Annotated in this window: 18 protein-coding genes; 8 read left to right on the top strand and 10 right to left on the bottom strand. The window is 65.0% G+C overall.

Annotated elements, in window-relative coordinates; translation table 11 throughout:
- Nucleotides 1–129: 129 nt before the first annotated feature.
- The 6 genes from QX039_RS09425 to QX039_RS09400 all read right to left on the bottom strand — a co-directional run bounded on the left by QX039_RS09425 (nt 130) and on the right by QX039_RS09400 (nt 7662).
- On the bottom strand, nt 130–2820 hold the full coding sequence (locus QX039_RS09425; RefSeq protein ID WP_315737174.1) for a molybdopterin-dependent oxidoreductase: 2691 nt from the start codon (nt 2818–2820) through the stop codon (nt 130–132).
- 19 nt (nt 2821–2839) lie between these two features.
- Complete coding sequence (locus QX039_RS09420; protein ID WP_315737173.1) at nt 2840–4054, bottom strand: NAD(P)/FAD-dependent oxidoreductase; 1215 nt, start codon at nt 4052–4054, stop codon at nt 2840–2842.
- 5 nt (nt 4055–4059) lie between these two features.
- A complete protein-coding gene (locus QX039_RS09415) occupies nt 4060–4485 on the bottom strand; it encodes a globin family protein (RefSeq protein ID WP_315737172.1) in 426 nt (141 codons plus the stop codon).
- An 84-nt stretch (nt 4486–4569) separates the two neighbouring features.
- Nucleotides 4570–5361, bottom strand: coding sequence for an ABC transporter ATP-binding protein (locus QX039_RS09410; protein WP_315737171.1), 792 nt, complete (start codon nt 5359–5361; stop codon nt 4570–4572).
- Between the two features lie 12 nt (nt 5362–5373).
- On the bottom strand, nt 5374–6282 hold the full coding sequence (ntrB, locus tag QX039_RS09405; RefSeq protein WP_315737170.1) for a nitrate ABC transporter permease: 909 nt from the start codon (nt 6280–6282) through the stop codon (nt 5374–5376).
- 63 nt (nt 6283–6345) lie between these two features.
- Entirely contained in the window at nt 6346–7662 is a 1317-nt protein-coding gene (locus QX039_RS09400) for a CmpA/NrtA family ABC transporter substrate-binding protein (protein WP_315737169.1), read from the bottom strand.
- 146 nt (nt 7663–7808) lie between these two features.
- On the opposite strand from QX039_RS09400, the gene QX039_RS09395 reads away from it, so the two are divergent.
- The 3 genes from QX039_RS09395 to QX039_RS09385 all read left to right on the top strand — a co-directional run bounded on the left by QX039_RS09395 (nt 7809) and on the right by QX039_RS09385 (nt 10966).
- Entirely contained in the window at nt 7809–8126 is a 318-nt protein-coding gene (locus QX039_RS09395) for a hypothetical protein (RefSeq protein WP_315737168.1), read from the top strand.
- 208 nt (nt 8127–8334) lie between these two features.
- Nucleotides 8335–9168 carry a formate/nitrite transporter family protein gene (locus QX039_RS09390; RefSeq protein ID WP_315737167.1) on the top strand — a complete coding sequence of 278 codons (834 nt, stop codon included), beginning with the start codon at nt 8335–8337 and terminating at the stop codon, nt 9166–9168.
- Between the two features lie 67 nt (nt 9169–9235).
- Nucleotides 9236–10966 carry a bifunctional protein-serine/threonine kinase/phosphatase gene (locus QX039_RS09385; protein ID WP_315737166.1) on the top strand — a complete coding sequence of 577 codons (1731 nt, stop codon included), beginning with the start codon at nt 9236–9238 and terminating at the stop codon, nt 10964–10966.
- Nucleotides 10967–10989: 23 nt separating this feature from the next.
- On the opposite strand, the gene QX039_RS09380 is transcribed toward QX039_RS09385, so the two are convergent.
- Nucleotides 10990–11904, bottom strand: a complete 915-nt coding sequence (locus tag QX039_RS09380) for an intradiol ring-cleavage dioxygenase (RefSeq protein ID WP_315737165.1) — start codon at nt 11902–11904, stop codon at nt 10990–10992.
- A gap of 149 nt (nt 11905–12053) precedes the next feature.
- Between QX039_RS09380 and QX039_RS09375 the strand changes: the two genes are divergently transcribed.
- Both QX039_RS09375 and QX039_RS09370 read left to right on the top strand, forming a co-directional pair.
- Entirely contained in the window at nt 12054–13328 is a 1275-nt protein-coding gene (locus QX039_RS09375; RefSeq protein WP_315737164.1) for a serine hydrolase domain-containing protein, read from the top strand.
- A gap of 241 nt (nt 13329–13569) precedes the next feature.
- Nucleotides 13570–15087, top strand: a complete 1518-nt coding sequence (locus tag QX039_RS09370) for a sensor histidine kinase (protein WP_315737163.1) — start codon at nt 13570–13572, stop codon at nt 15085–15087.
- 6 nt (nt 15088–15093) lie between these two features.
- Here the strand turns inward: QX039_RS09370 and QX039_RS09365 are convergent, their stop codons facing one another.
- Together QX039_RS09365 and QX039_RS09360 are read right to left on the bottom strand one after the other, a co-directional pair.
- A complete protein-coding gene (locus QX039_RS09365) occupies nt 15094–15828 on the bottom strand; it encodes a cytochrome c biogenesis CcdA family protein (RefSeq protein WP_315737162.1) in 735 nt (244 codons plus the stop codon).
- 304 nt (nt 15829–16132) lie between these two features.
- Nucleotides 16133–16444, bottom strand: a complete 312-nt coding sequence (locus QX039_RS09360) for a hypothetical protein (protein WP_315758505.1) — start codon at nt 16442–16444, stop codon at nt 16133–16135.
- A 407-nt stretch (nt 16445–16851) separates the two neighbouring features.
- Here QX039_RS09360 and QX039_RS09355 point away from each other — a divergent pair, with 407 nt between their 5' ends.
- The 3 genes from QX039_RS09355 (at nt 16852) to QX039_RS09345 (ending at nt 19738) form a co-directional block, all read left to right on the top strand.
- Entirely contained in the window at nt 16852–18072 is a 1221-nt protein-coding gene (locus QX039_RS09355; RefSeq protein ID WP_315737161.1) for a LysR family transcriptional regulator, read from the top strand.
- 7 nt (nt 18073–18079) lie between these two features.
- The gene (locus QX039_RS09350; RefSeq protein WP_015668220.1) at nt 18080–18475 is read left to right on the top strand and encodes a helix-turn-helix domain-containing protein; all 396 of its coding nucleotides are present in this window, start codon (nt 18080–18082) and stop codon (nt 18473–18475) included.
- A 441-nt stretch (nt 18476–18916) separates the two neighbouring features.
- A complete protein-coding gene (locus QX039_RS09345) occupies nt 18917–19738 on the top strand; it encodes an enoyl-CoA hydratase (protein ID WP_315737160.1) in 822 nt (273 codons plus the stop codon).
- Nucleotides 19739–19841: 103 nt separating this feature from the next.
- On the opposite strand, the gene QX039_RS09340 is transcribed toward QX039_RS09345, so the two are convergent.
- Nucleotides 19842–20921: an isocitrate/isopropylmalate dehydrogenase family protein gene (locus tag QX039_RS09340; protein WP_315737159.1), complete on the bottom strand. Its 1080-nt coding sequence runs from the start codon at nt 20919–20921 to the stop codon at nt 19842–19844.
- Nucleotides 20922–20963: the final 42 nt, after the last annotated feature.

Genomic DNA, 20963 nt, shown 5'->3' with positions numbered 1-20963 from the left:
GTCATTCCGGTTCGACGCGTCAGCGTCGAACCCGGAATCCCGAGCTCGTCTTGCGCTGTTTCATTTCCACCATGTCGAGATTCCGGGTTCGAGGCCGTTGGCCTCGCCCCGGAATGACAGTGTTCTCGGCTAGCTCGCCGCCGCGATGGGCGGGGCGTCCGTGGCCGTCTGCGCGATCAGCCGCTTCATCTCCGGAATGCACGAGCCGCAATTGGTGCCGGCCTTGAGCTGCGCACCGATGGCGGCGGGCGTGCGCGCGCCGCCGGCGATGGCGTCGCAGATGGTATCGCGGCCGACGCCGAAGCAGGCGCAGACGATCGGGCCGCCGCCGACGCCGTCGGGCGCGCGGCCGGACAGCAGCACGCGGCGCTGGTCGTCGTCGAGGCGATCGGCGGCGAACATCGTCTTCACGACGTTCCAGTCGCCGGCATCATGGCCGGGGCCGACGAAGAGACAGGTTTCGATGCGATCGCCGGCGAACGACGCGGCGCGATAGACGCCGCCGCCGACATCCATGTAGTCCGTGACGTCGTCGGTGGCGCGCGCCTTGAACCAGGCCGGCCAGCGCGACAGATCGCCGTTATCGGCGAACAGATAGCCCAAGCCGCCCTGCACCGTCGCGCGTGCCCACCACAGGTTGGACGGCAGCGTGAGCTCGTTGCGCGACAGGATGAAGCCGCGGAATACGTACTCATAAGAACTGATCGCAGCCGGGGTCGCCTTGGCCTCGGGCTGGCCGGAGAACGGATCGGTGTGGGAGGCGACCAGCGCGCCGACGCGGCCATGCGAGGCGTTGGTGGCGTTCCAATGGATCGGCGCGAACAGCATGCCGCGCTGCTGGCGCTCGCTGACCACGACCTTGAGGATGCACTGGCCGTGCTCGGTCGTCACCTTGGCGAAGCCGTCATGCATCAGGCCGTATTTCAGCGCGTCGTCCGGATGCACCTCGACGAACGGCTCCGGCAGATGCGCTGATAGCCGCGGGCTCAAGCCCGTGCGCGTCATCGTGTGCCACTGGTCGCGGATGCGCCCGGTGTTCAGGCGCAGCGGGCGGGCGGCGGTGGTCTCACCGCGCAGCGCCGGCACTTCCGGCGCGACGAAGCGCGCTTTGCTGTCGTTGGTGAAGAAGGCGCCGTCGGCGAAAAAGCGCGGCTCGGGCGGCTTGCCCGCGCGCGCCGGCCATTGCACCGGCGCCATCGTCTCGTATTCGTCGTCAGTGAGCGAGGCCAGCGCGCCGATGTCGAAATCGCGCGTGCCGTCGTTCTCGAACGCCGACAATGCCGCATGCTCGCGGAACACGTCGGCCGCAGAGTTGTAGTTGAAGGCGCCCGCGTGGCCGAGCCGTTTGCCGACCTCGCTCAGGATCCACCAGTCCGGCATGGCCTCGCCGGCCGGCGCAAGGAAGGCGCGCTGGCGCGAGATGCGGCGCTCGGAATTGGTGACCGTGCCCGACTTCTCGCCCCAGGCCTGCGCCGGCAGCAGCACGTGGACGCCGGCATCGACGGTGTCGTTGGAGCGGACGTTCTCGGACACGACGAACAGCTCGAGCTTCTTGAGCGCGGCGCGGACCAGATCGGCGTCCGGCAGCGACACCGCGGGGTTGGTGCCGATCACCCACAACGCCTTGATCTCGCCGCGCGCGATCGCCTCGAACATCTGCACCGCCTTGAGACCCTCATGGGTGGCGATGTCCTTGGCCTTCCAGAAGCGGCGGACGCGGTCGATGTCTGGCGGCGTGAAGCCCATGTGGGCCGCGAGCTGGTTGGCGAGCCCGCCGACCTCGCGGCCGCCCATCGCATTGGGTTGGCCGGTCAGCGAGAACGGCCCCATGCCCGGCTTGCCGATGCGCGCCGTCGCGAGATGGCAGTTGAGGATCGCGTTGACCTTGTCGGTGCCCTGCGCCGACTGGTTGACGCCCTGCGAATAGAGGGTGACGACCTTGGGAGTATCGCGGAACAGCTTGAAGAAGGCGACGACGTCGACCTCGGACAGGCCGGTGGCGAGCGCGGTCGCCGCGGCGCTGCCGGCGAGGCTGCGGGCGCGAGCCAGGGTCTCGTCGAAGCCGCTGGTGTGAGCGTTGATGTAGTCGTGATCGAGCGCACCGCTGTCGGCGAGATGCACCAGCAGGCCGGAGAACAGCGCCGCATCAGTGCCAGGCTTCAATCCCAGGAACAGATCGGCGTCGCTCGACGTGTCGGTGCGACGTGGATCGATGACCACGAACCTGGCGCCGCGCGTCTGCTTGTTGGCCAGCATGCGCTGATACAGCACCGGATGGCACCAGGCGGCATTGCTGCCCACGAAGACCAGCAGATCGGCCTGATCGAGATCCTCATAGGTGCCGGGCACGGTGTCGGCGCCGAAGGCGCGGCGGTGGCCGGCGACCGACGAGGCCATGCACAGCCGCGAGTTGGTGTCGACATTGGCCGAGCCGAGAAAGCCTTTCATCAGCTTGTTGGCGACGTAATAGTCCTCGGTCAGCATCTGGCCGGAGAGATAGAACGCCACCGCATCCTCGCCGTCGCGGGCGACGATGTGCTTCAGGCGGGTCGCGACGTGATCGAGCGCATCGCTCCACGCCACCCGCTGCATGCCGCCCTTGCAGCGGATCATCGGGTACAGCAGCCGGCTCTCGAGCCCGAGCGTCTCGCCGAGCGCCGAGCCCTTGGAGCAAAGCCGGCCGAGATTGGCGGGGTGCATCGGATCGCCGGAGATGGCAGCGCCGCCGCGGCCGTCGGGCGTGGCGAGCACGCCACAACCGACACCACAGTAAGGACACGCAGTGCGCACCGTCAGCAGCTTCGGATCGACCGTCGTCATCGTCGTGCGTGGCCCCTTCTCACGCTGCCTGCGGCCGCGCGCCCGCGCGGCCGAACATCATCGCCGTCCGAATCGCTGCAACCGGCTCGCGGCTCCGGATCAGCTCGCGATACCACAACGCGTCCTGAGTCTCACCGATCAGCACGGCGCCGGTGAGGCGCCCCTCCGTGATGACGAGCTTCTTGTAGATGCCGCGTTTGGCATCGTTGAGCACGATCGCCTCGCTGCCCTCGGCGCCGATGAAGTCGCCCGCCGAGAACACGGATACGCCGGACACTTTCAAGTTGGTCGACACGACGCTGCCGCCATAGGCCGCCTGGCGGCCGGCCAGATGTCGCGCCAGCACCCGCGCCTGCTCGTAGGCAGGCTCGACCAGCCCATAACAGGTGCCGCGATGCTCGGCGCATTCGCCGAGCGCGAAGATGCCGGGGGCCGAGGTCTGCATGGCGTCATCGACGACGATGCCGCGGTTGACGGCGAGCCCCGCCTCTTTCGCCAGCGCAACGTTCGGCCGGATTCCGGCCGCGAAGATCACGGCGTCGGTGGCGAGGCGCCGTCCATCGGCCAGTTCGACTCCTTCGACCCGCCCGTCCCCATGGATGGCCGCGGTGCTGGCATTGAGCAGAACCTCGATCCCCTTGCGCGCCACCAGCGCCTTCAGCAACGCGGCCGCCGGCGCATCGAGCTGCCGCTCCATCAGCCGGTCCATCAGATGCAACAGCGTCACCCTGGCGCCGGCACGCGCCAGGCCATAGGCCGCTTCCAGCCCGAGCAGGCCGCCGCCGACGACCACCACGCGCCCCTTCTTCGCCGCGAGCGCCAACAGCACGTCGGTATCGCGGCTGTCACGGAACGTATGCACGCCCGGCAGATCGGCGCCGGGCACGGGAAGCCGCAGCGGCAGCGAGCCGGTGGCCAGGACCAGGCGCGAGAACGCCACGTTCTCATCGTTCTCGATCTGGAGCTCGCGGCGGCCGACATCGATGGCGGTCGCGCGCGCACCGTATTTCAGCGTCACGCCGCGCTCGCGCCACCAGGTGGCTGGCTTGAGCTCGATCTCGTGGGACGCGGCCTCGCCGGCCAGCACCGACGACAGCAGCACGCGGTTGTACGCCAGACGCGGCTCCTCGCCGATGACGGCGATCGCGTAGCGGCCGAGCGCGGTCTGCGACAGCTCCTCGGCCAGCTTTGCAGCGGCCATGCCATTGCCGACGATGACGAGCGGTTCACTCAACGATGCTACTCCGCAGCCTGCGCCTTGCCGTAGGCTTCCGCGATCATGAAGCCGGACAGCGTGCCATAGGCCGCGGTCCAGGCCTCGGCGACCTCGGGCGTCCAGGCCTCGCCCAGTCCCTTCTCCAGGGTCCACAGCAGCGCAGAGCCGACCACCGGATAGTGCTCGGGCTTGGCACCATAATCGACGTGGCGCTTGGCCAGCGCGCTTGCCGCTGGCAGGATCGCAGGCAAGTTCGCCAATCCATTGACGACGACCGCCAGCGTCGCCATCAGCTTCTTGCGCTGCTCGGTGAGATCGTCTGGAAACATCGGCCGCACCTGCGGCGCGACCTCGAACAAGCGATCGTAGAAGATGCCCGCGGCCTGGTCGGAGATCGGCGCGACCTTGGCAAAGCTGTCCTGAACCAATGCGATCTGAGACGGCGTCATGGGAAATCCTTCGATGATGGAGACGAGAACCCGTTAGTCGCCCGAGGCGGAGGGCGGTTCGATCCGTCCTCCGCGTTCGAATCGTCACGCCGCCTCGACGTAGCGATGGCGCTCATAGAGGAATTCCAGCACGCGCTGGCGGCACTTCACGTAGGTCGCGTTGGTCGCGAGCTCGAGCCGCTTGCGCGGACGCGGCAGCGCGACCTCGAGCACCTCGCCGATCCGTGCGCTCGGACCGTTGGTCATCATCACGATACGGTCGGACAGCAACACGGCCTCGTCGACATCGTGCGTGATCATCAGGATGGTGTTGCCGAGCTTCTGATGCAGGGCCATCACGGAATCCTGCAGATGCGCCCGGGTCAGCGCATCGAGCGCGCCGAACGGCTCGTCGAGCAGCAGCACCTTCGGCTCCATGGCGAGCGCACGGGCAATGCCGACGCGCTGCTTCATGCCGCCGGAGATCTCGTTCGGACGCTTGTCCTTGGCATGGGCCATCTGCACGAGGTTCAGATTGTGCATGGTCCAGGCATCGCGCTCGGCCCGGGTCTTGGTCTTGGCGAACACCTTGTCGACGCCGAGCCGCACGTTCTCATAGACCGTGAGCCAGGGCAGCAGGCTGTGGTTCTGGAACACCACCGCGCGGTCAGGTCCCGGCGAATTGACCTCGCGCTCCTCCAGCAGCACGCCGCCGGTCGTGGCCGTGGTGAGCCCCGCCACGATGTTGAGCATCGTCGACTTGCCGCAGCCGGAATGGCCGATGATCGAGACGTACTCGCCCTTCTCGATCGAGAGGTTGATGTCCTTCAGCACTTCGGTGGTAGCGGTGCCGCGGGTGAAGGTCTTGTCGACGTGGTCGAGCTTCAGATAGGCCATGATCTCTACCTCTCAATTCGTCGCAGTGCCGCGGGTGACGATCTTGCCGACCACCGCGATCATGCGGTCGAGCACGAAGCCGATGATGCCGACATAGAACAGCGCGAGAATGATCTCGCTGATATGCGAGGAGTTCCACGCGTCCCAGATGAAGAAGCCGATGCCGACGCCGCCGATCAGCATCTCGGCCGCGACGATCGCGAGCCACGACAGGCCGATGCCGATGCGCAGGCCGGTGAAGATGTAGGGCGCGGCCGCCGGGATCATGATCTTGGCGAAGAACTCCAGCGGATTGAGCTGCACCACCGCGGCGACGTTGCGGTAGTCCTGCGGAATGTTGCGGATGCCGACCGCGGTGTTGATGATGATCGGCCACACCGAGGTGATGAAGATGACGAAGATCGCCGACGGCTGGCCGTCGCGGAAGGCCGCCAGCGACAGCGGCAGCCAGGCGAGCGGCGGGATCGTGCGCAGCACCTGGAAGATCGGATCGAGGCCGCGCATGGCCCACACCGACTGGCCGATCAGCGTGCCGACACCGACGCCGACGACGACGGCAATCGCGTAGCCGAAGGCGACGCGCCGGAGGCTGGCTTCGAGATGCCAGAACAAGCCCTTGTCGATGCCGCCATGATCGAAGAACGGATCGAAGATCAGCTCCCGGGTGTCGCTGAAGACCCGGGAGGGCGGCGGCAGCGCCGAGCCGGCCCGGCGGCAGACCAGCTCCCAAATCAGCAGGAACAGCGCCAGCACGATCAGCGGCGGCACCACGCGCACCGCGGCCTCACGTGCCATCTTTACATAGCGCTCGGCCTTCGGCGGCTGTTTGGGCGTCATCGTTACGATGGACGCCGAGGTGGACGCCGCCGCGGTCGGCACGACCTGGGGAGCACTATCGTTGCTCAACGCTGGCATGGACATCGGAAACCTTTCTCCGTGCAATGAGAGGGGCCGCGCGCTTTCCGCGCGCGGCGAGAGTCCTGATCAGGCGTCGACGCGCTTGATCGACAGCGACTTCAGGTAGGCGGTGGGATCTTCCGGATCGAACACCTTGCCATCGAAGAAGGTCTCCTTGCCGCGCGACTTGGAGGTCGGAATCTCGGCGGCGGCGACGTTCATCTCCTTGGCGGCCTCGCGCCAGATGTCCTCGCGGTTGACCTTGGCGATCAGCGACTTGGCGTCGAAGCCGGCCTCATACTTGCCCCACCGGATGTCCTCGGTGATGAACCAGAGATCGTGGCTCTGGAATGGATAGGATGCGAAGTCGCTCCAGTACTTCATGATGTGCGGCGAGTTCTCGACGACCTTGCCGGTGCCGTAGTCGAACTTGCCGGCCGAGCGCCCGGCGACGTCCTCGACCGGGCAGTTGATCCACTGCCGCTTGGCCATGATGGTCGCGAGCTCCTGCTTGTTCTCCATCTTGTCGGCCCACTGCTGGGCTTCCATCACCGCCATCGTCAACGCCTTCGCGGCCTTCGGATATTTGTCGACAAAGGCGGCGCGCATCGCGAAGGATTTTTCGGGATGCTTGTTCCAGATCTCGCCCGTCGTGACGGCGGTGTAGCCGATGCCCTGGTTGACGAGCTGCGCATTCCACGGCTCGCCGACGCAGAAGCAGTCCATGGTGCCGACCTTCATGTTGGCCACCATCTGCGGCGGCGGCACCACGATGGTCTCGATGTCCTTGTCGGGATCGATGCCGCCGGCGGCGAGCCAATAGCGGATCCAGAGATCGTGGGTGCCGCCCGGGAAGGTCATCGCTGCCTTCACGGACTTGCCGGAGGCCTTCTTCTTCTCCAGCGCGGCCTTGAACGGCGCGGTATCGAGACCGAGCTTCAGGTCGGCGTACTCCTTGCCGACCGAGATGCACTGCGCATCGAGATTGAGCCGCGCCAGGATGTACATCGGGGTCGGCTGATTGTTCTGCGTCACCTTGCCGGACGAGATCAGATACGGCATCGGCGTGAGGATGTGCGCGCCGTCGATCCCGTTGCCCTCGGAGCCGAGCACGAGGTTGTCGCGGGTCGTGCCCCATGAGGCCTGCTTCTGCACATCGACATCAGGCATGCCGTATTTCGCAAACAGGCCCTTGTCCTTGGCGACGAACAGCGGGCCGGCATCGCTGAGCGCGATGAAGCCGAGCTTGGCGCTGGTGACTTCCGGCCCCGCCCCTTGGGCGAAAGCTCCGCCCGGCAAGTTCAGCTTCGCGGCTGCAAGCAGCGCAGCCGTCCCTGCGCCGGCCTTGAGAAGCTGACGACGGCTGAGGCCGTTGCGGCGAGCAGGATTGGCAGTCTTCGTCATGAGTGCTGTCGTCCTTTGGCTGAAGAGCGCTCGATGGTGAATGGCCGTCCGTTGCGGGTCGCTGCACCACGCACAAAGGCGCGTTCCGAGGAGGCCTCGGAAGGGGCAGCGTCACGATTCGGATGAGGGTTGCGCGGACGGCATCGATGGCGTCGGACACGCTCTTTCAAGCTTCGTGCCAACACGCCGATTTGGATTTGTCAGGCAAATTCAACCCTTTAGCGTTGCACAACAATCCATCAGAGGCAGCGGGCCGCATCCAAAATTTGCGATTCGCACACTTTGTGTGCGGCGCACACAAAATAAGCATGGAGAGATTGTTCCGTGAGCATCAGGGCACCAAAAGAGCCCTTTCAGGCAGCTGCAGCAGAGAAACTCCAGCGCAGTCGCTTGAAATCACTGACTTTCTCGGTGGCGTCAAATTTGGCACACGCATTGCTTCTGGTTCTGCAAGTCAACGATGACTGCGGTTCGCCGGACTGTCGACGCCTATGGCGCTGATCTCCGGGACGGATGCGCGCACGCGACCGAGGTCTCCTCGGCGCGGTCGTCGTGACGCCCTTCCCGCATTCGACATCCGATCCGCCTGCCCGTGGCGATGTCCCTCGAGAGCCAGAACCTCTCGCAAGGCAGCGCGCAATCGACTCCCGAGAGCAAGCAAAGGACGTTTGAATGTCGTATCTCGCGCCTTCAGAATTCGTCACCAAGATGGTGGACGCAGGCGAGTCCAAGATCTTCATGTCGACCCGGGACACCGTGATCCGCGCCTACATGGCTGGCGCGATCCTGGCGCTCGCGGCCTGGTTTGCCGTCACCATCAATGTGAACACCGGCCAGCCGATCATCGGCGCCCTGTTGTTTCCGGTCGGCTTCTGCATGCTCTATTTGTTGGGCTTCGATCTGCTAACGGGTGTGTTCGTGCTGTCGCCGCTGGCCGTGATCGACAAACGTCCGGGCGTGACCATCGCAGGCGTGCTGCGCAACTGGGGACTTGTCTTCATCGGCAATTTCGCCGGAGCACTGACCGTTGCCTTCATGATGGCATTCGTGACCACGTTCGGCTTCACGCAGGAGCCGGACAAGATCGGCGCTGTGATCGGCAATATCGGTGAAGGCCGGACGCTCGGCTACGCGGCGCATGGCGCGGCCGGAATGGCGACGCTGTTCATCCGCGGCATGCTGTGCAACTGGATGGTCTCCACCGGCGTGGTCGGCGCGATGATCTCGACGACGGTCCCGGGCAAGGTGCTGGCGATGTGGATGCCGATCCTGGTCTTCTTCTACATGGTGTTCGAGCATTCGGTGGTGAACATGTTCCTGTTCCCGTCGGGGCTGATGCTCCATGCGAAGTTCTCGATCATGGACTACCTGGTCTGGAACGAGATCCCGACCGTGCTCGGCAATCTCGTCGGCGGCCTCTCGTTCACCGGCCTGACGCTCTATGCCACCCACATCAGGACGCAGCCGAAGCGTGATGCCAAGATCGCAGCTCGCGCCGCGGCCTGATTCCGTTTCCCTCGGAGAGCCCGGCCCCGGTAAGGTCGGGCTCCCTTCATTTCGCCCGACAGCCCAAATGCCATTGCGGATCACAATCGGAGCGCATTCCGACAAAGGGCAGAAGCCGGGCAACCAGGACTTCCACGGCGCTCTGATTCCCGATGAGCCGGCGCTCAGCCTGAAGGGCATCGCGATCGCGATCGCGGACGGGATCAGCAGCAGCGAGGTCAGCCACATTGCGAGCGAGTCGGCGGTCAAGAGCTTCCTGACCGACTATTACTGCACGCCGGATGCCTGGTCGGTGAAGACCTCGGTGCGACGCGTGATCGCCGCGGCCAACTCCTGGCTCTACGCCCAGACCAGAGCCAGCCAATACGCCTATGATCGCGACAAAGGTTATGTCTGCACGCTCAGCGCGATCGTGATCAAGGCGGCCACGGCGCATCTCTTCCATATCGGCGATTGTCGCATCTATCGCCCCGCAGGCCATTCGCTCGAGCAACTCACCGACGATCATCGCGTCATCATCTCGTCGCAGCAGAGCTATCTGGGGCGTGCGCTCGGGGTCAATCCCGAGGTCGAAATCGACTATCAGGCCATTCGGATCGAGCGCGGCGACATCTTCGTGCTCGCGACGGACGGCGTTCACGAGCACGTGGGCAAGCGTTTTGTCGCCAACGTGTTGAAGGAGAATTCCCACGACCTCGATCAGGCGGCCCGCATCATCGTCGCTGAGGCACTGGCGCAGGGCAGTGCGGACAATCTCACGATCCAGATCGTGCGGATCGACGAACTCGGCGCCGGCGATGCCGCCGAGATCCCGGTCCAGGCCGAGCAGCTGCCGCCGGCGCCGCTGCTGGACGCGCGGACGATCTTCGAGGGCTACCGGATCGTGCGCGAGATCCATGCCAGCAGCCGCAGCCACATCTATCTGGCCATCGACGTCGAGACGGAGCTCGCCGTCGCCCTCAAGGTGCCTTCGATCGACCTGCGCGGCGACGGCGCCTATCTCAAACGGTTCCTGATGGAAGACTGGATCGCGCGGCGGATCGATAACCCGCATGTGCTGAAGGCCTTCCCATCGACGCGGCGCCGCGATCATCTCTACGTCGTCACCGAATTCGTCGAAGGCCAGACCTTGGCGCAATGGATGATCGACCATCCCAAAGCCGATCTCGATGCCATCAGAGACATCATCGAGCAGATCGCCAAGGGGCTGCAGGCGCTGCATCGAAAGGAAATGCTGCACCAGGATCTGCGGCCGCAGAACATCATGATCGACCGGACCCGAACGGTGAAGATCATCGATTTCGGATCGGTGCGCGTCAGCGGCGTGGTCGAGGCCGACCCGGCTGCCGACCACGACAGCATCCTCGGCACCCAACAGTATACGGCGCCGGAATATTTTCTCGGCGAGGGCGGCTCCGAATGGTCCGATCAGTTCTCACTCGGGGTCATCGCTTACCAGATGCTGACGGGGCGATTGCCCTACGGCGCGCAGATGGCGCGCGCAAGAACCCGGGCACAGTTTCGCAAGGTCCGCTATCTGCCGGCCTCCGGCGATGACCAGGCCGTCCCCCTCTGGATCGACGGCGCACTTCGACGCGCCGTCCATCCCGTCGCCGCCAAACGTTACGAGAGCCTCTCCGAATTCGTCTTCGACCTTCGGCACCCCAATCCCGCCTATATCGGCGGCAACCGGACGCCCCTGATCGAGCGCAATCCGCTGCTGTTCTGGAAAGCAACGACTGCGCTGCTCGCGATCGCAGTCGTCATCCTGCTCGCGGCTCGCCACGGCGGCTGGTAGGCGGGCCTGCCGGCCGCCACAGCTCAGGCGGGTTCAGGCGCGATCGCGCCGAGCGGTCTCGGCGCCGCGCCCGCTCCCGGCTTCATGCGGAAATCATAGGTCATGAAGTGCCATGGCCCGACGGCCAGCTTGCCGTCCGGCATCACCGCGTCGCTGCGCCGCTCCACTTGGGCGACGAGGTCGTTCTTGACGCCAAACACGACATCGCTGTCGAGATATTCGTCACCGCCGACGAAGACGTGGGTGATCAGCGGCTCGTAGCCCTTGGCGTCCACCAGGAAATGCACATGAGCCGGCCGCATCGGATGGCGTTTGGTGCTCAGGATCATCTGTCCCACCGGACCGTCGGTCGGGATCGGATAGCTGCAGGGCAGGATGGTGCGGAAGAAAAAGCGACCGTCCGCATCGGTGATGAAGCGCGCCCGCGACGACGGACCATCGCTCGCGTAGGACGGCCGCTGCGAATCGTAGAAGCCCTCGTCGTCGGCATGCCAGACATCGACCGTGGCGCCTGCCAGCGGGGCACCCGACAGATCGGTGACCCGTCCCTGGACGAACATCTTCTCGCCCTTGAGATCCGCCGAGATGTCGGTGCCGTGGGGCGTCACCTTGTGCTCGCCGACGTAGAACGGGCCGAGCACGGTCGTCTCCGTCGCCCCTGCCCGGTCGCGATGATTGATGGCGTCGACCAGCATCGACACGCCGAGCACGTCGGACAGCAGGATGAACTCCTGCCGGCTCGCGGTGCAGGTCTGTCCGGTGCGGGTGAGAAAGTCGATGGCGGCGGCCCACTCGTCGAAAGTGAGCTCCGTCCGGCGCACGTAATCGTGCAGCGATTTCACCAATTCCTGCAGCAGGAATTTCGCGCGCGGATCGGGTGTCCCTTCGAAGCTCGCGACGACGGCCTCCGTGAGCTCGGCCTCGTTGAATTGTGTCATTGCCAATTCCTCCCGGCGCAAAGGGTACACGACGCATCCCTGGCCTGCCATTGGACGCGGCGCGTTTTTCGGCTATCACCCGGAACAAACGGCATGTGCGGCCGATCCTCGCGCAGGCCGCCAGAAACCGATCATAGCGGAGACGCCCGATGCTCGCCCCGACACCCGCCTCGCCCGAAACCGTCGGCATGTCGAAAGCCGCGCTCGATCGCATCGATGCCCATCTGCGGCAGCGCTATATCGAGGCCGGCCGCTTTCCCGGGACGCAGTTGATGGTCTATCGCCGCGGCAAGATCGTGCATGCGAGCTCGCTCGGCTATGCCGACGTCGAGCGCAAGGTCCCGGTCAGGGACGACACGATCTACCGCATCTATTCGATGACCAAGCCGATCACCTCGGTCGCCTTCATGATGCTGGTCGAGGAAGGCAAGGTCGCGCTCGACGAGCCGGTCGCAAAATACATTCCGGAGTGGAAGAATCTGGGCGTGTTCGTCGCCGGCACCGCGCCGGCCTTTGTCAGCCGGCCGCCGGCGCGGCCGATGCTGATCGTCGACCTCTTGCGCCACACCTCCGGCCTCACCTACGGCTTCCAGCAGCGCTCGAACGTCGATGCCGCGTATCGCGACGCGAAGATCGGCGCGGTCGAAAAGGCAGGAACGTTGCAGTCGATGATCGACGACCTGTCGCGCATTCCGCTGGAGTTCTCGCCGGGGGAAGCCTGGAACTACTCGGTCTCCACCGACGTGGTCGGCTATCTCGTCGGCAAGATCGCCGACAAGCCGTTCGAGCAAGTGCTGAAAGAGCGCATCTTCGATCCGCTCGGCATGAACGACACCGACTTCCACGTCCCCGCCGCGAAGGCGCACCGGCTGGCGGCGTGCTACTCGGCCGATGCCGGCGGCGCCTTGTCGTTCCACGCCGCCGATCGCAAGGGCGGCCTGACCTTGCAGGACGATCCCGCCACCAGCTCTTTCTTGAGCCCGCCCGACTTCATCTCAGGCGGCGGCGGTCTGTGCTCGACCACGGCGGACTATCTGACGTTCTGCCGCGCGCTGGTCAATGGCGGCGAGCTCGGCGGGGTCAGGCTGCTCGGCCCGAAGACGCTGAAGCTGATGACCTCGAACCATCTGCCGGGCGGCGTCGACCTGCCGGCGCTGTCGCGCTCGATGTTCGCGGAAGCAGCCTATAACGGCATCGGCTTCGGTCTCGGCTTCTCGGTGACGATGGATACGGCCAAGACGCTCATTCCAGGCAGCGCCGGAGAATATGCCTGGGGCGGTGCGGCCTCCACCGCGTTCTGGATCGATCCAGCCGAGGAGCTGATCACGATCTTCATGACCCAGGTGCTGCCGTCGAGCGCCTATCCGATCCGCCGCGAACTACGCACGATGGTGTATGCGGCCATCAGCGAGAGCAACGTCTAGGAGAGGCGCTGTGGCGGTAGAGCCGCTCAGGGAACCGGCGATCGCCGCGCGTTGCGCTTGGCGTGCACGCCGCGCTCTCCTATGCTGACAGTCATGTGAACGGTTGCAACCGCCGAGCCCTTGCGGAGGCAGCCGCTCCAGCCTGAAATGCGCTCGCTGCACAAGTTCGCCTCCGCCCGACGCACCTCCGCCTGCGTCAGTCCCAACGGCGATCAGCAGCGCCAGCTCAAACGGGGCATCCGTGCCAAAACTCTCCCTGCCGATCCGGCTTGCTCTTCTGGTCGCAGGGACCACGCTGCCGCTCATCCTGTTCGCAGGCGGGATCGTCTTGCACAACTACATGCAGGACCGCAGCGACGCCCGTCAGCGCGTGCTGGAGACGGTGCGCAGCATCCGGCTGACGCTCGATGCGGAAATGCAGCGCATGACTGGCGGCGTCCAGGTGCTGGCGCTGACCGATGCCCTGACCACCGGCGATTTCGAACGCTTCCGGCCGATCGCGATGGGCTTCCTCGAGCAGTACGGCAAGAACGGCACGATCGTGGTCGCCGACCGCAACGGACGCCAGCTGTTCTCGTCGGCGACGACGGATACGGCTCACCTGCCGACGCGCAACAACCGCGAGATCACCCGCCGCGTGTTCGAGACCCGGCAGCCGCAATATTCCGACCTTTTCTACGGCGTCGTGAAGAAGAGCCTGATCGTCACCGTCGAGGTGCCCGTCTTTCGCGACGGCGAGGTCGTCTATGACATCTCGTTCAGCCCGCCGATCGAGATGTTCCAGACCATCCTGGAAAAGCAGCGGCCGAACCCGGACTGGACCTTGTCGCTGCTCGACCGCAAGGCGACCGTATTCGCACGCGTGCCAAATCCGGCGGACACGATAGGCAAGCAGGCCTCGCCCTCGGTGTTTGATCGCATGCGCAGCGAGCAGGAGGCGACGCTGTCGAGCGTATCGCTCGAGGGCGTGCCGCTGCTGTCGAGCTTCACCCATTCCACCCTCACCGGATGGACCATCGGCGCCGGCATCGCCGAGGATTCGCTTGTGGCGCCGCTGTGGCGCAACCTCGCCGTCACCAGCCTGCTCGGCGGCATCATGCTGGCGATCGGTCTGGCCTTCGCGGTGCGGATGGCGACGACGATCGCGCGCGCCGAGATGCTGCACGACCTGCTGATCGAGGAGCTCAATCACCGGGTCAAGAACACGCTGGCGATCCTGCAGGCGATCGCGGTGCAGACCTTCCGCAGCGCCAGCCGCCATGAGCGTGAGAAGTTCGAGGGCCGGCTCGGCGCGCTCGCCGAGGCGCACAATCTGCTCAGCAAGGAGAAATGGCAGGGTTCTGAGCTGCAGGACGTGATCGAGCGCGTGCTCAAGCCCTACCGCCTCAACACGCCCGACCGCATCAGGATCTCCGGCCCGAAGGTGGCGCTGTCGCCGCGGCTCGCCGTGGTGCTGTCGATGATCGTGCACGAGATCGCAACCAACGCCGCCAAGTATGGTGCGCTCTCCGACGACACCGGCACGGTCGATCTGTCCTGGGAGCTGGCGAGCGCGGCCGACGCGGCGAAGAAGCTGCCGGCACGGCTGCGGCTGGTGTGGCAGGAAACCGGCGGCCCGGTGGTCTCGGCGCCGATCCAGCGCGGCTTCGGCTCCCGCCTGATCGAGCGCAGCGCGCGCGATCAGCTCGGCGGCGAGGCCACGGTCGACTTCCTGCCGCCGGGCGTGGTCTACACCATCACCTGCAAGCTCGACGATTGAGCCGCGTCAGCCGAACCTCTGCAGCGCCGGGAACGTCTCGAGCAGCCAGATGCTGAAGGTCGAGACCGCGCCGGTGAGAAAGCCGATGCCGGTGGCGATCATCAGCACGCCCATCGCGCGCTCGATGTTCACGAGATGGCCACGCATGCGGATGAACAGCGCCGAGAACTGTTCGATCATGAACGCCGCGACCAGGAACGGAATGCCGAGGCCGGCGGAATAGACGGCAAGAAGCCCGGCCCCCTTGGCGACTGTCGTCTCCGCGGCTGCGATCGAGAGGATCGCCGCCAGGATCGGCCCGATGCACGGCGTCCAGCCGAAGGCGAAGGCGAGCCCCATGACGTAGGCGCCCCACAGGCCGACCGGCTTGGGGATCGGCAGCCGACCTTCGCGCATCAGGAACGAGATCCGGGTCAGGCCGAGGAAGTGCAGGCCCATCACGATGATGACGATGCCGGCGAGAATGGACAACTGCTCCGACCAGGCCCGGATAAGGCCGCCGATCAGCGAAGCGCTCGCCCCCAACATCACGAACACGGTCGAGAAGCCCAGCACGAACAGTGCAGCCGAGATCATCACGGCGCGGCGCGACGCGGCCGGAGGCTCCTCGCTCTCGATGTGCTCGATCGTGGCACCGGTGAGATAGACCAGATAAGGCGGAACCAGCGGTAGCACGCAGGGCGAAAGAAAACTGACCAGGCCAGCAATGAACGCGGCCGGAATCGATACGTTCTGGATCATGCGAGTCCCGCGATACGCCCCTCCAGGCGCAAGCCGGGGCACGACGCTTCTTGCCGCCGATGCCGGGAATACGCAACAGACGTGCCGAAGTTACGGCGGTCACCGGTGATCACCGCCTGCGGGCTTTCGCGAGGACAGAGCCCGACATCCCCGGATCGGGGGCCTCATTGGCGAAGTCCCCCGCCCCGATGGGAGTGTCCGCCTCGTTCCAACCGGCTCGTCTGCGAGCCGGTGCGCGCTCACTGTGGGATCACGACATATCACAAATGCGCTAAATGCACCCTTGTGCGCACATCGAACTGTGCTATTTCACCACTCGAAGCAACGGTGGCCGGCGCTGACCCGGCTGCAGCTTCGCATCGCGCAGCTTGTCGGGATTGTCAGCTTGAACCATCTCATCGCAGAGCGATTTCAGATCGTCTTCGCTCAGACGGTTCAGCTTCATACGCAGGTCGAGGATGGCAACCGAGACCAAATGTGCCGATTCGCGATTGCCCGTTGCCGCGAGCATGGCGCGGCACTGCTCCAGGGATGCAAGCACTGCAAGCATTTGTTCGTCTGAATTGGCCACAGGCGTCGTTTCCGTTCTAGCGTGCGACGAGATGGAGCCGAGCAACTCCCGACTCGCGGATGGCTTCCAAATACGTCATGTCCTTGCTCCCCTGCGCTTTGCCCATGCGGCTCAGTCCTGGCATGACGCAGGGTGAAGACACGCCACCGCTTCCCGGCATTCGATGAGTCAGCGCCACGATCCGTTCATCAAGATAGCATGACAACGGACCATCTTCGAATACCATTTCATTGCGGTCGAGGCAAAAACCGTCGATCTTAGATTCGACTCGCGCTAAGCGTGTCCTTGTCCTACATGATGTGTCAGACCGCGCGTCTGCTGGCGGTAAGACCATGCTGCAGAGAACTGAAGGTAGCAGACTCATCGACCCTCGATCGCTCAACCAAATCATGGCACGAACGTGTCTTGCCCGTAATTTATCGGAATCACTCTAGCAGGCGGAGAGAGCTTGTATGCGCGTTGCGGCGGAACGGGGCGTTCCTCAGAAGGAACGCCAGGACCTAGCCGAGACCCCTGCGACGCTGGCGCCAGGGGAGCACGGCGACTCGTCTGCTGCGGCAGGATCGAGCATCGAACTGAGCCGAGAGAGTGGCGGCGCCAGGGGCGCAGCGGCGAGCAAGCCGGCAAGAACTGTGACGGGCCGGACCGCCCCGGCCAAGTCAACCGTGAGCAAATCGGCGCTGGCAAGTCTCACCGACTGGGATGCAGCGCGGATCTTCCTCGAGGTTGTCAGGGCCGGCAGCTTCCGCTCCGCGGCCGAGCGGCTGACGCTCTCGATCAATGCCGTACGGCGGCGCATCGATGATTTCGAGCGGCAGATCGGCGCGACGCTGTTCACGCGCGATGTCCACGGCGCTCGGCTGACCGACGAAGGCGCGCTGGTGGTCTCCGCCGTCGAGCACATGGAGGCCGCGTCATTCGAGCTGCTGCGCGCGGGCGATGGTCTCGCCGGCGCTGCGTCGGGCGAGGTCCGGGTCGCGGTGACCGAGGGGCTCGGCACGTTCTGGCTGGCGCCCCGGCTGGTCGAATTTCAGCAGAGCTTCCCCAACGTCATGGTCGACCTCTATTGCGCGATGCGCTCGGCCGATGTGTCGCGTCACGAGGCCGATGTCGCCATCCACCTCACCCGGCCGGCGGCGCTCGACGTCAAGCTGGTCCGGCTCGGCCGCATGCACCTGATGTGCTTTGCGAGCGAGAAATATCTGGAGATATTTGGCATCCCAAAGACGATTGACGATCTCGTCAAACATCGCTTGGTTCTGCAGGTGGCGGACGAAGCCGCCGCCAACGCCGCCTTCGCCACCATCTTTCCCGGTTTTGAGCAGCGGGACCTGATCGCGATGACCACCAATGTCTCGAGCGCCAATTACTGGGCGGTGGCGCACGGCGCCGGTATTGGAGTCTTCCCAACCTACGCGAGTGCCCTGGGCGGGAAGATCATACCGCTTGAGGTTGATCTCAAGTGGTCCTACGACATCTGGCTGTCTTACCATGCCACCACTGGACGCATCCCTAGGGTGCGTCACATGATCGACTGGCTGGTGGAGGCCTTTAACCCTGGCAAATACCCGTGGTTTAAGGACGAATTCATCCATCCACAGCAACTTAAAACAGTATATATGGGTGAACCCCTGACCCATCTTTTCGGGGGCTTTCCGATGGAAGGACGGTAAAATCAGTATGAACAAATCAGCGGCAAAGAAAATGAAGCAGCGCAGTGCGGGCAAGCCCGACATCGAGCTCGGCAAGCGGATTCGCCTGCGGCGTGTAGAGCAGAAGATCTCGCAGGCTGAGCTCGGCGAGAAGCTCGGCGTGAGCTTCCAGCAGGTCCAGAAGTACGAGAAGGGCGTCAACCGGGTCGGCGCTGCGCGTCTGCAGCAGATCGCCACCGCGCTCGACGTGCCCGTGACGTTCTTCTACGACGGCGACAGCAAGGCCCGTGAGGTCGAGAGCCTCCTGTTCCTGGACAGCGCCTTCAGCCTGCGGTTGCTGCGCGCCTACAGCAAGATCAAGGACCAGACGGTACAACGTCAGCTGGTATCCTTGATGGAATCGATCGCAGCGAACGAAGAATAGGCAAGGCTGTCTGATCCGTCAGACAGGTCTGCCCGTGATGGTTATGGGCCATCTTCGCTCGAGGGCGCAACTTGGGGGCGCCAGGCGATCTGCCAGCTCGGGCGAGTTCACTGCCTCGGCTCAAGGCCGAGCGATCGGCGTGGCCGACACACCGGCCCTTCTCGTCCGCCCAGCGATCGCTGCGCGGTCTGAGGCTTCGTCGCCTTTATTTTTTCGTGCTCCCCTGCCGTCATAGGAAGTGGCGGCATGCCGGCGTTTCGGTCCCGTCCGGCCGACGCTGATCGTGAAGGGCTCGCGTTCTCTCCTGGACGATCCGTGCACAGGTCGAGAGCATCGGCCCGGACGTCCCTTGCCTGCCCATCATGTCCTGAACCCACATTGACGCCGTCACCGGCGCGGTGAACGATGCCGGCCGCCTGCCCTCCTGCCGACGGACCCTCCATGCCGATCATCTCCGAGCTCCCCACCACCTTCGCCGGGGACAAGATCCTCATGACCAGAGCGGGCGATGGCGTCGGCATCATCACCTTCAACAACCCGGACAAACGCAATGCGATGTCGCTGGAGATGTGGGAGGGGCTCGGCCAGGCGCTGGTGGCGCTGCGCGACGACGAGGCGATCCGGGTCGTGGTGCTGACCGGCGCCGGCGACAAGGCCTTCGTGTCCGGCGCCGACATCAGCCAGTTCGAGCAGAGCCGCCACAATGCCGCAGCCTCCGAGGCCTATGCCGAGCGAAGCGCCGCCCAGCGGGCGCTGCTCGCCGGCTACCCGAAGCCGACGATCGCCTGCATCCGCGGCTTCTGCCTCGGCGGCGGCCTGCAGATCGCGATGCTGACCGACATGCGCTTCGCCGCCGCGGACAGCCAGTTCGGCATCCCCGCCGCCAGGCTCGGCATCGCCTACGGTTACGACGGTCTCCGCAATCTGGTGTCCCTGGTCGGCCCGTCGCAGGCGCGGCTGCTGCTCTATACGGGCCTGCGGATCGATGCCGCGGAGGCGCTGCGGATCGGCCTCGTCGATCGGATGATGAGCATCGACGAGCTGCTGCCGGCCACGCTGGAGATCGCCCGCACCATTGCCGGCAATGCGCCGCTGGCGGTTAAGGCCGCCAAGATCACCATCGCCGAAGTGCTGAAGGACGAAAGCCGCCGCGACACAGCCGCGATCAAGCGGATTGGCGATGCCTGCATGGATTCGGAGGATTTCCGCGAGGGCCGCCGCGCCTTCATGGAGAAGCGCAAGCCGGCCTTCAAGGGACGCTAATTAAATCATGATGCGTTTCCAAGAAAACGCATCATGATCCTATCTCTCATTGTTTGAGCATGATCGTTTCGGAAAACCGGTTCCCACTTTTCCGGATCATGCTCTAAAGCGCCTCCAGCACCGCCTTGGTCACGTCGATCGTGCCGGCATTGCCACCGAACTCGAACGGCTTGAGGCCGGATGCATAGACCTGGTCGACGGCCTGCTCGATCCGCTGGGCCGCTTCGGCTGCGCCCTCGATGCCATGGGTGTCCGCCAGCCAGTCCAGCATCATCGCGGCCGACAGGATCATCGCGGTCGGGTTGGCCTTGCCCTGCCCCATGATGTCGGGCGCGGTGCCGTGGCAGGGCTGGAACACCGCATGGCGGTCGCCGATGTCGGCCGAGGGCGCCATGCCCATGCCGCCGACGAGGCCGGCGGCGAGATCGGAGAGGATGTCGCCGAACATGTTCTCGGTGACCAGGACGTCGAAATCCCAGGGGCGCTTCACCAGCATCAACGCGCACGCATCGACGTAGAGATGATCTGCCTTCACATCCGGATGAAGCTGAGCGACCTCGTCGAAAATCTTGCGGAAGTAGGCGAAGGCCTTGAAGACGTTGGCCTTGTCGACGCAGGCTAATGTCCCCGAGCGGCCGCGATCCTTGCGGCGGGCGGCGAGCTTGAAGGAGAAGTTGAAGAGCCGCTCGGACGTCCTGCGGGTGATAACGAGCGTCTCGCGCGCCTCCTCATGTGTCACCACACCTTTGCCCATCGAGGCGAACAGGCCCTCGGTCGACTCGCGGATGACGACGAAGTCGATGCCGTGCTCGGCGGCGCCGACGATCGGGCTCGGCACGCCCGGAATCAGCCGCGCCGGCCGCACGCCGGCATAGAGATCGAAATGGAAGCGCAGCTCGATCTGCGGCGCGATCTCGGTGTTGTCGGGATAGCGCACCGACGGCAGGCCGCAGGCGCCGAGCAGGATCGCGTCGGCCTGCTCGCACAGCCGGATCGTGGCGTCGGCGATCGAGACCCCGGTCGCAAGATAGTTGGTGGCGCCGGCCTGGGCCTCGGTGAAACGGAACGACAGGCCGGCCCTCTCCTCGACCTTGCGCAGCACCTCGAGCGCTGGCGCCATGACCTCCGGCCCGATGCCGTCGCCGGGAAGGACTGCGATGTGGAGTGCGTTGGTGGAGGGCATGTTTTCTTCACAATACGAGTGAGTTAGCTCGGTCATTGCGAG

Source organism: Bradyrhizobium sp. SZCCHNR1043, assembly GCF_032489675.1.
Classification (GTDB): domain Bacteria; phylum Pseudomonadota; class Alphaproteobacteria; order Rhizobiales; family Xanthobacteraceae; genus Bradyrhizobium.
Note: the sequence above shows the minus strand (reverse complement) of the source record. Positions and strands in the feature narration are given on the sequence as shown.

Bases quoted from the DNA above. Each gene is read 5' to 3' on its own strand.
- QX039_RS09425 (WP_315737174.1), bottom strand. From the start codon at position 2,820: ATGACGACGGTCGATCCGAAGCTGCTGACGGTGCGCACTGCGTGTCCT.
- QX039_RS09415 (WP_315737172.1), bottom strand. From the start codon at position 4,485: ATGACGCCGTCTCAGATCGCATTGGTTCAGGACAGCTTTGCCAAGGTC.
- QX039_RS09410 (WP_315737171.1), bottom strand. From the start codon at position 5,361: ATGGCCTATCTGAAGCTCGACCACGTCGACAAGACCTTCACCCGCGGC.
- ntrB (WP_315737170.1), bottom strand. From the start codon at position 6,282: ATGTCCATGCCAGCGTTGAGCAACGATAGTGCTCCCCAGGTCGTGCCG.
- QX039_RS09400 (WP_315737169.1), bottom strand. From the start codon at position 7,662: ATGACGAAGACTGCCAATCCTGCTCGCCGCAACGGCCTCAGCCGTCGT.
- QX039_RS09395 (WP_315737168.1), top strand. From the start codon at position 7,809: ATGGCGTCGGACACGCTCTTTCAAGCTTCGTGCCAACACGCCGATTTG.
- QX039_RS09390 (WP_315737167.1), top strand. From the start codon at position 8,335: ATGTCGTATCTCGCGCCTTCAGAATTCGTCACCAAGATGGTGGACGCA.
- QX039_RS09385 (WP_315737166.1), top strand. From the start codon at position 9,236: ATGCCATTGCGGATCACAATCGGAGCGCATTCCGACAAAGGGCAGAAG.
- QX039_RS09380 (WP_315737165.1), bottom strand. From the start codon at position 11,904: ATGACACAATTCAACGAGGCCGAGCTCACGGAGGCCGTCGTCGCGAGC.
- QX039_RS09375 (WP_315737164.1), top strand. From the start codon at position 12,054: ATGCTCGCCCCGACACCCGCCTCGCCCGAAACCGTCGGCATGTCGAAA.
- QX039_RS09365 (WP_315737162.1), bottom strand. From the start codon at position 15,828: ATGATCCAGAACGTATCGATTCCGGCCGCGTTCATTGCTGGCCTGGTC.
- QX039_RS09355 (WP_315737161.1), top strand. From the start codon at position 16,852: ATGCGCGTTGCGGCGGAACGGGGCGTTCCTCAGAAGGAACGCCAGGAC.
- QX039_RS09350 (WP_015668220.1), top strand. From the start codon at position 18,080: ATGAACAAATCAGCGGCAAAGAAAATGAAGCAGCGCAGTGCGGGCAAG.
- QX039_RS09345 (WP_315737160.1), top strand. From the start codon at position 18,917: ATGCCGATCATCTCCGAGCTCCCCACCACCTTCGCCGGGGACAAGATC.
- QX039_RS09340 (WP_315737159.1), bottom strand. From the start codon at position 20,921: ATGCCCTCCACCAACGCACTCCACATCGCAGTCCTTCCCGGCGACGGC.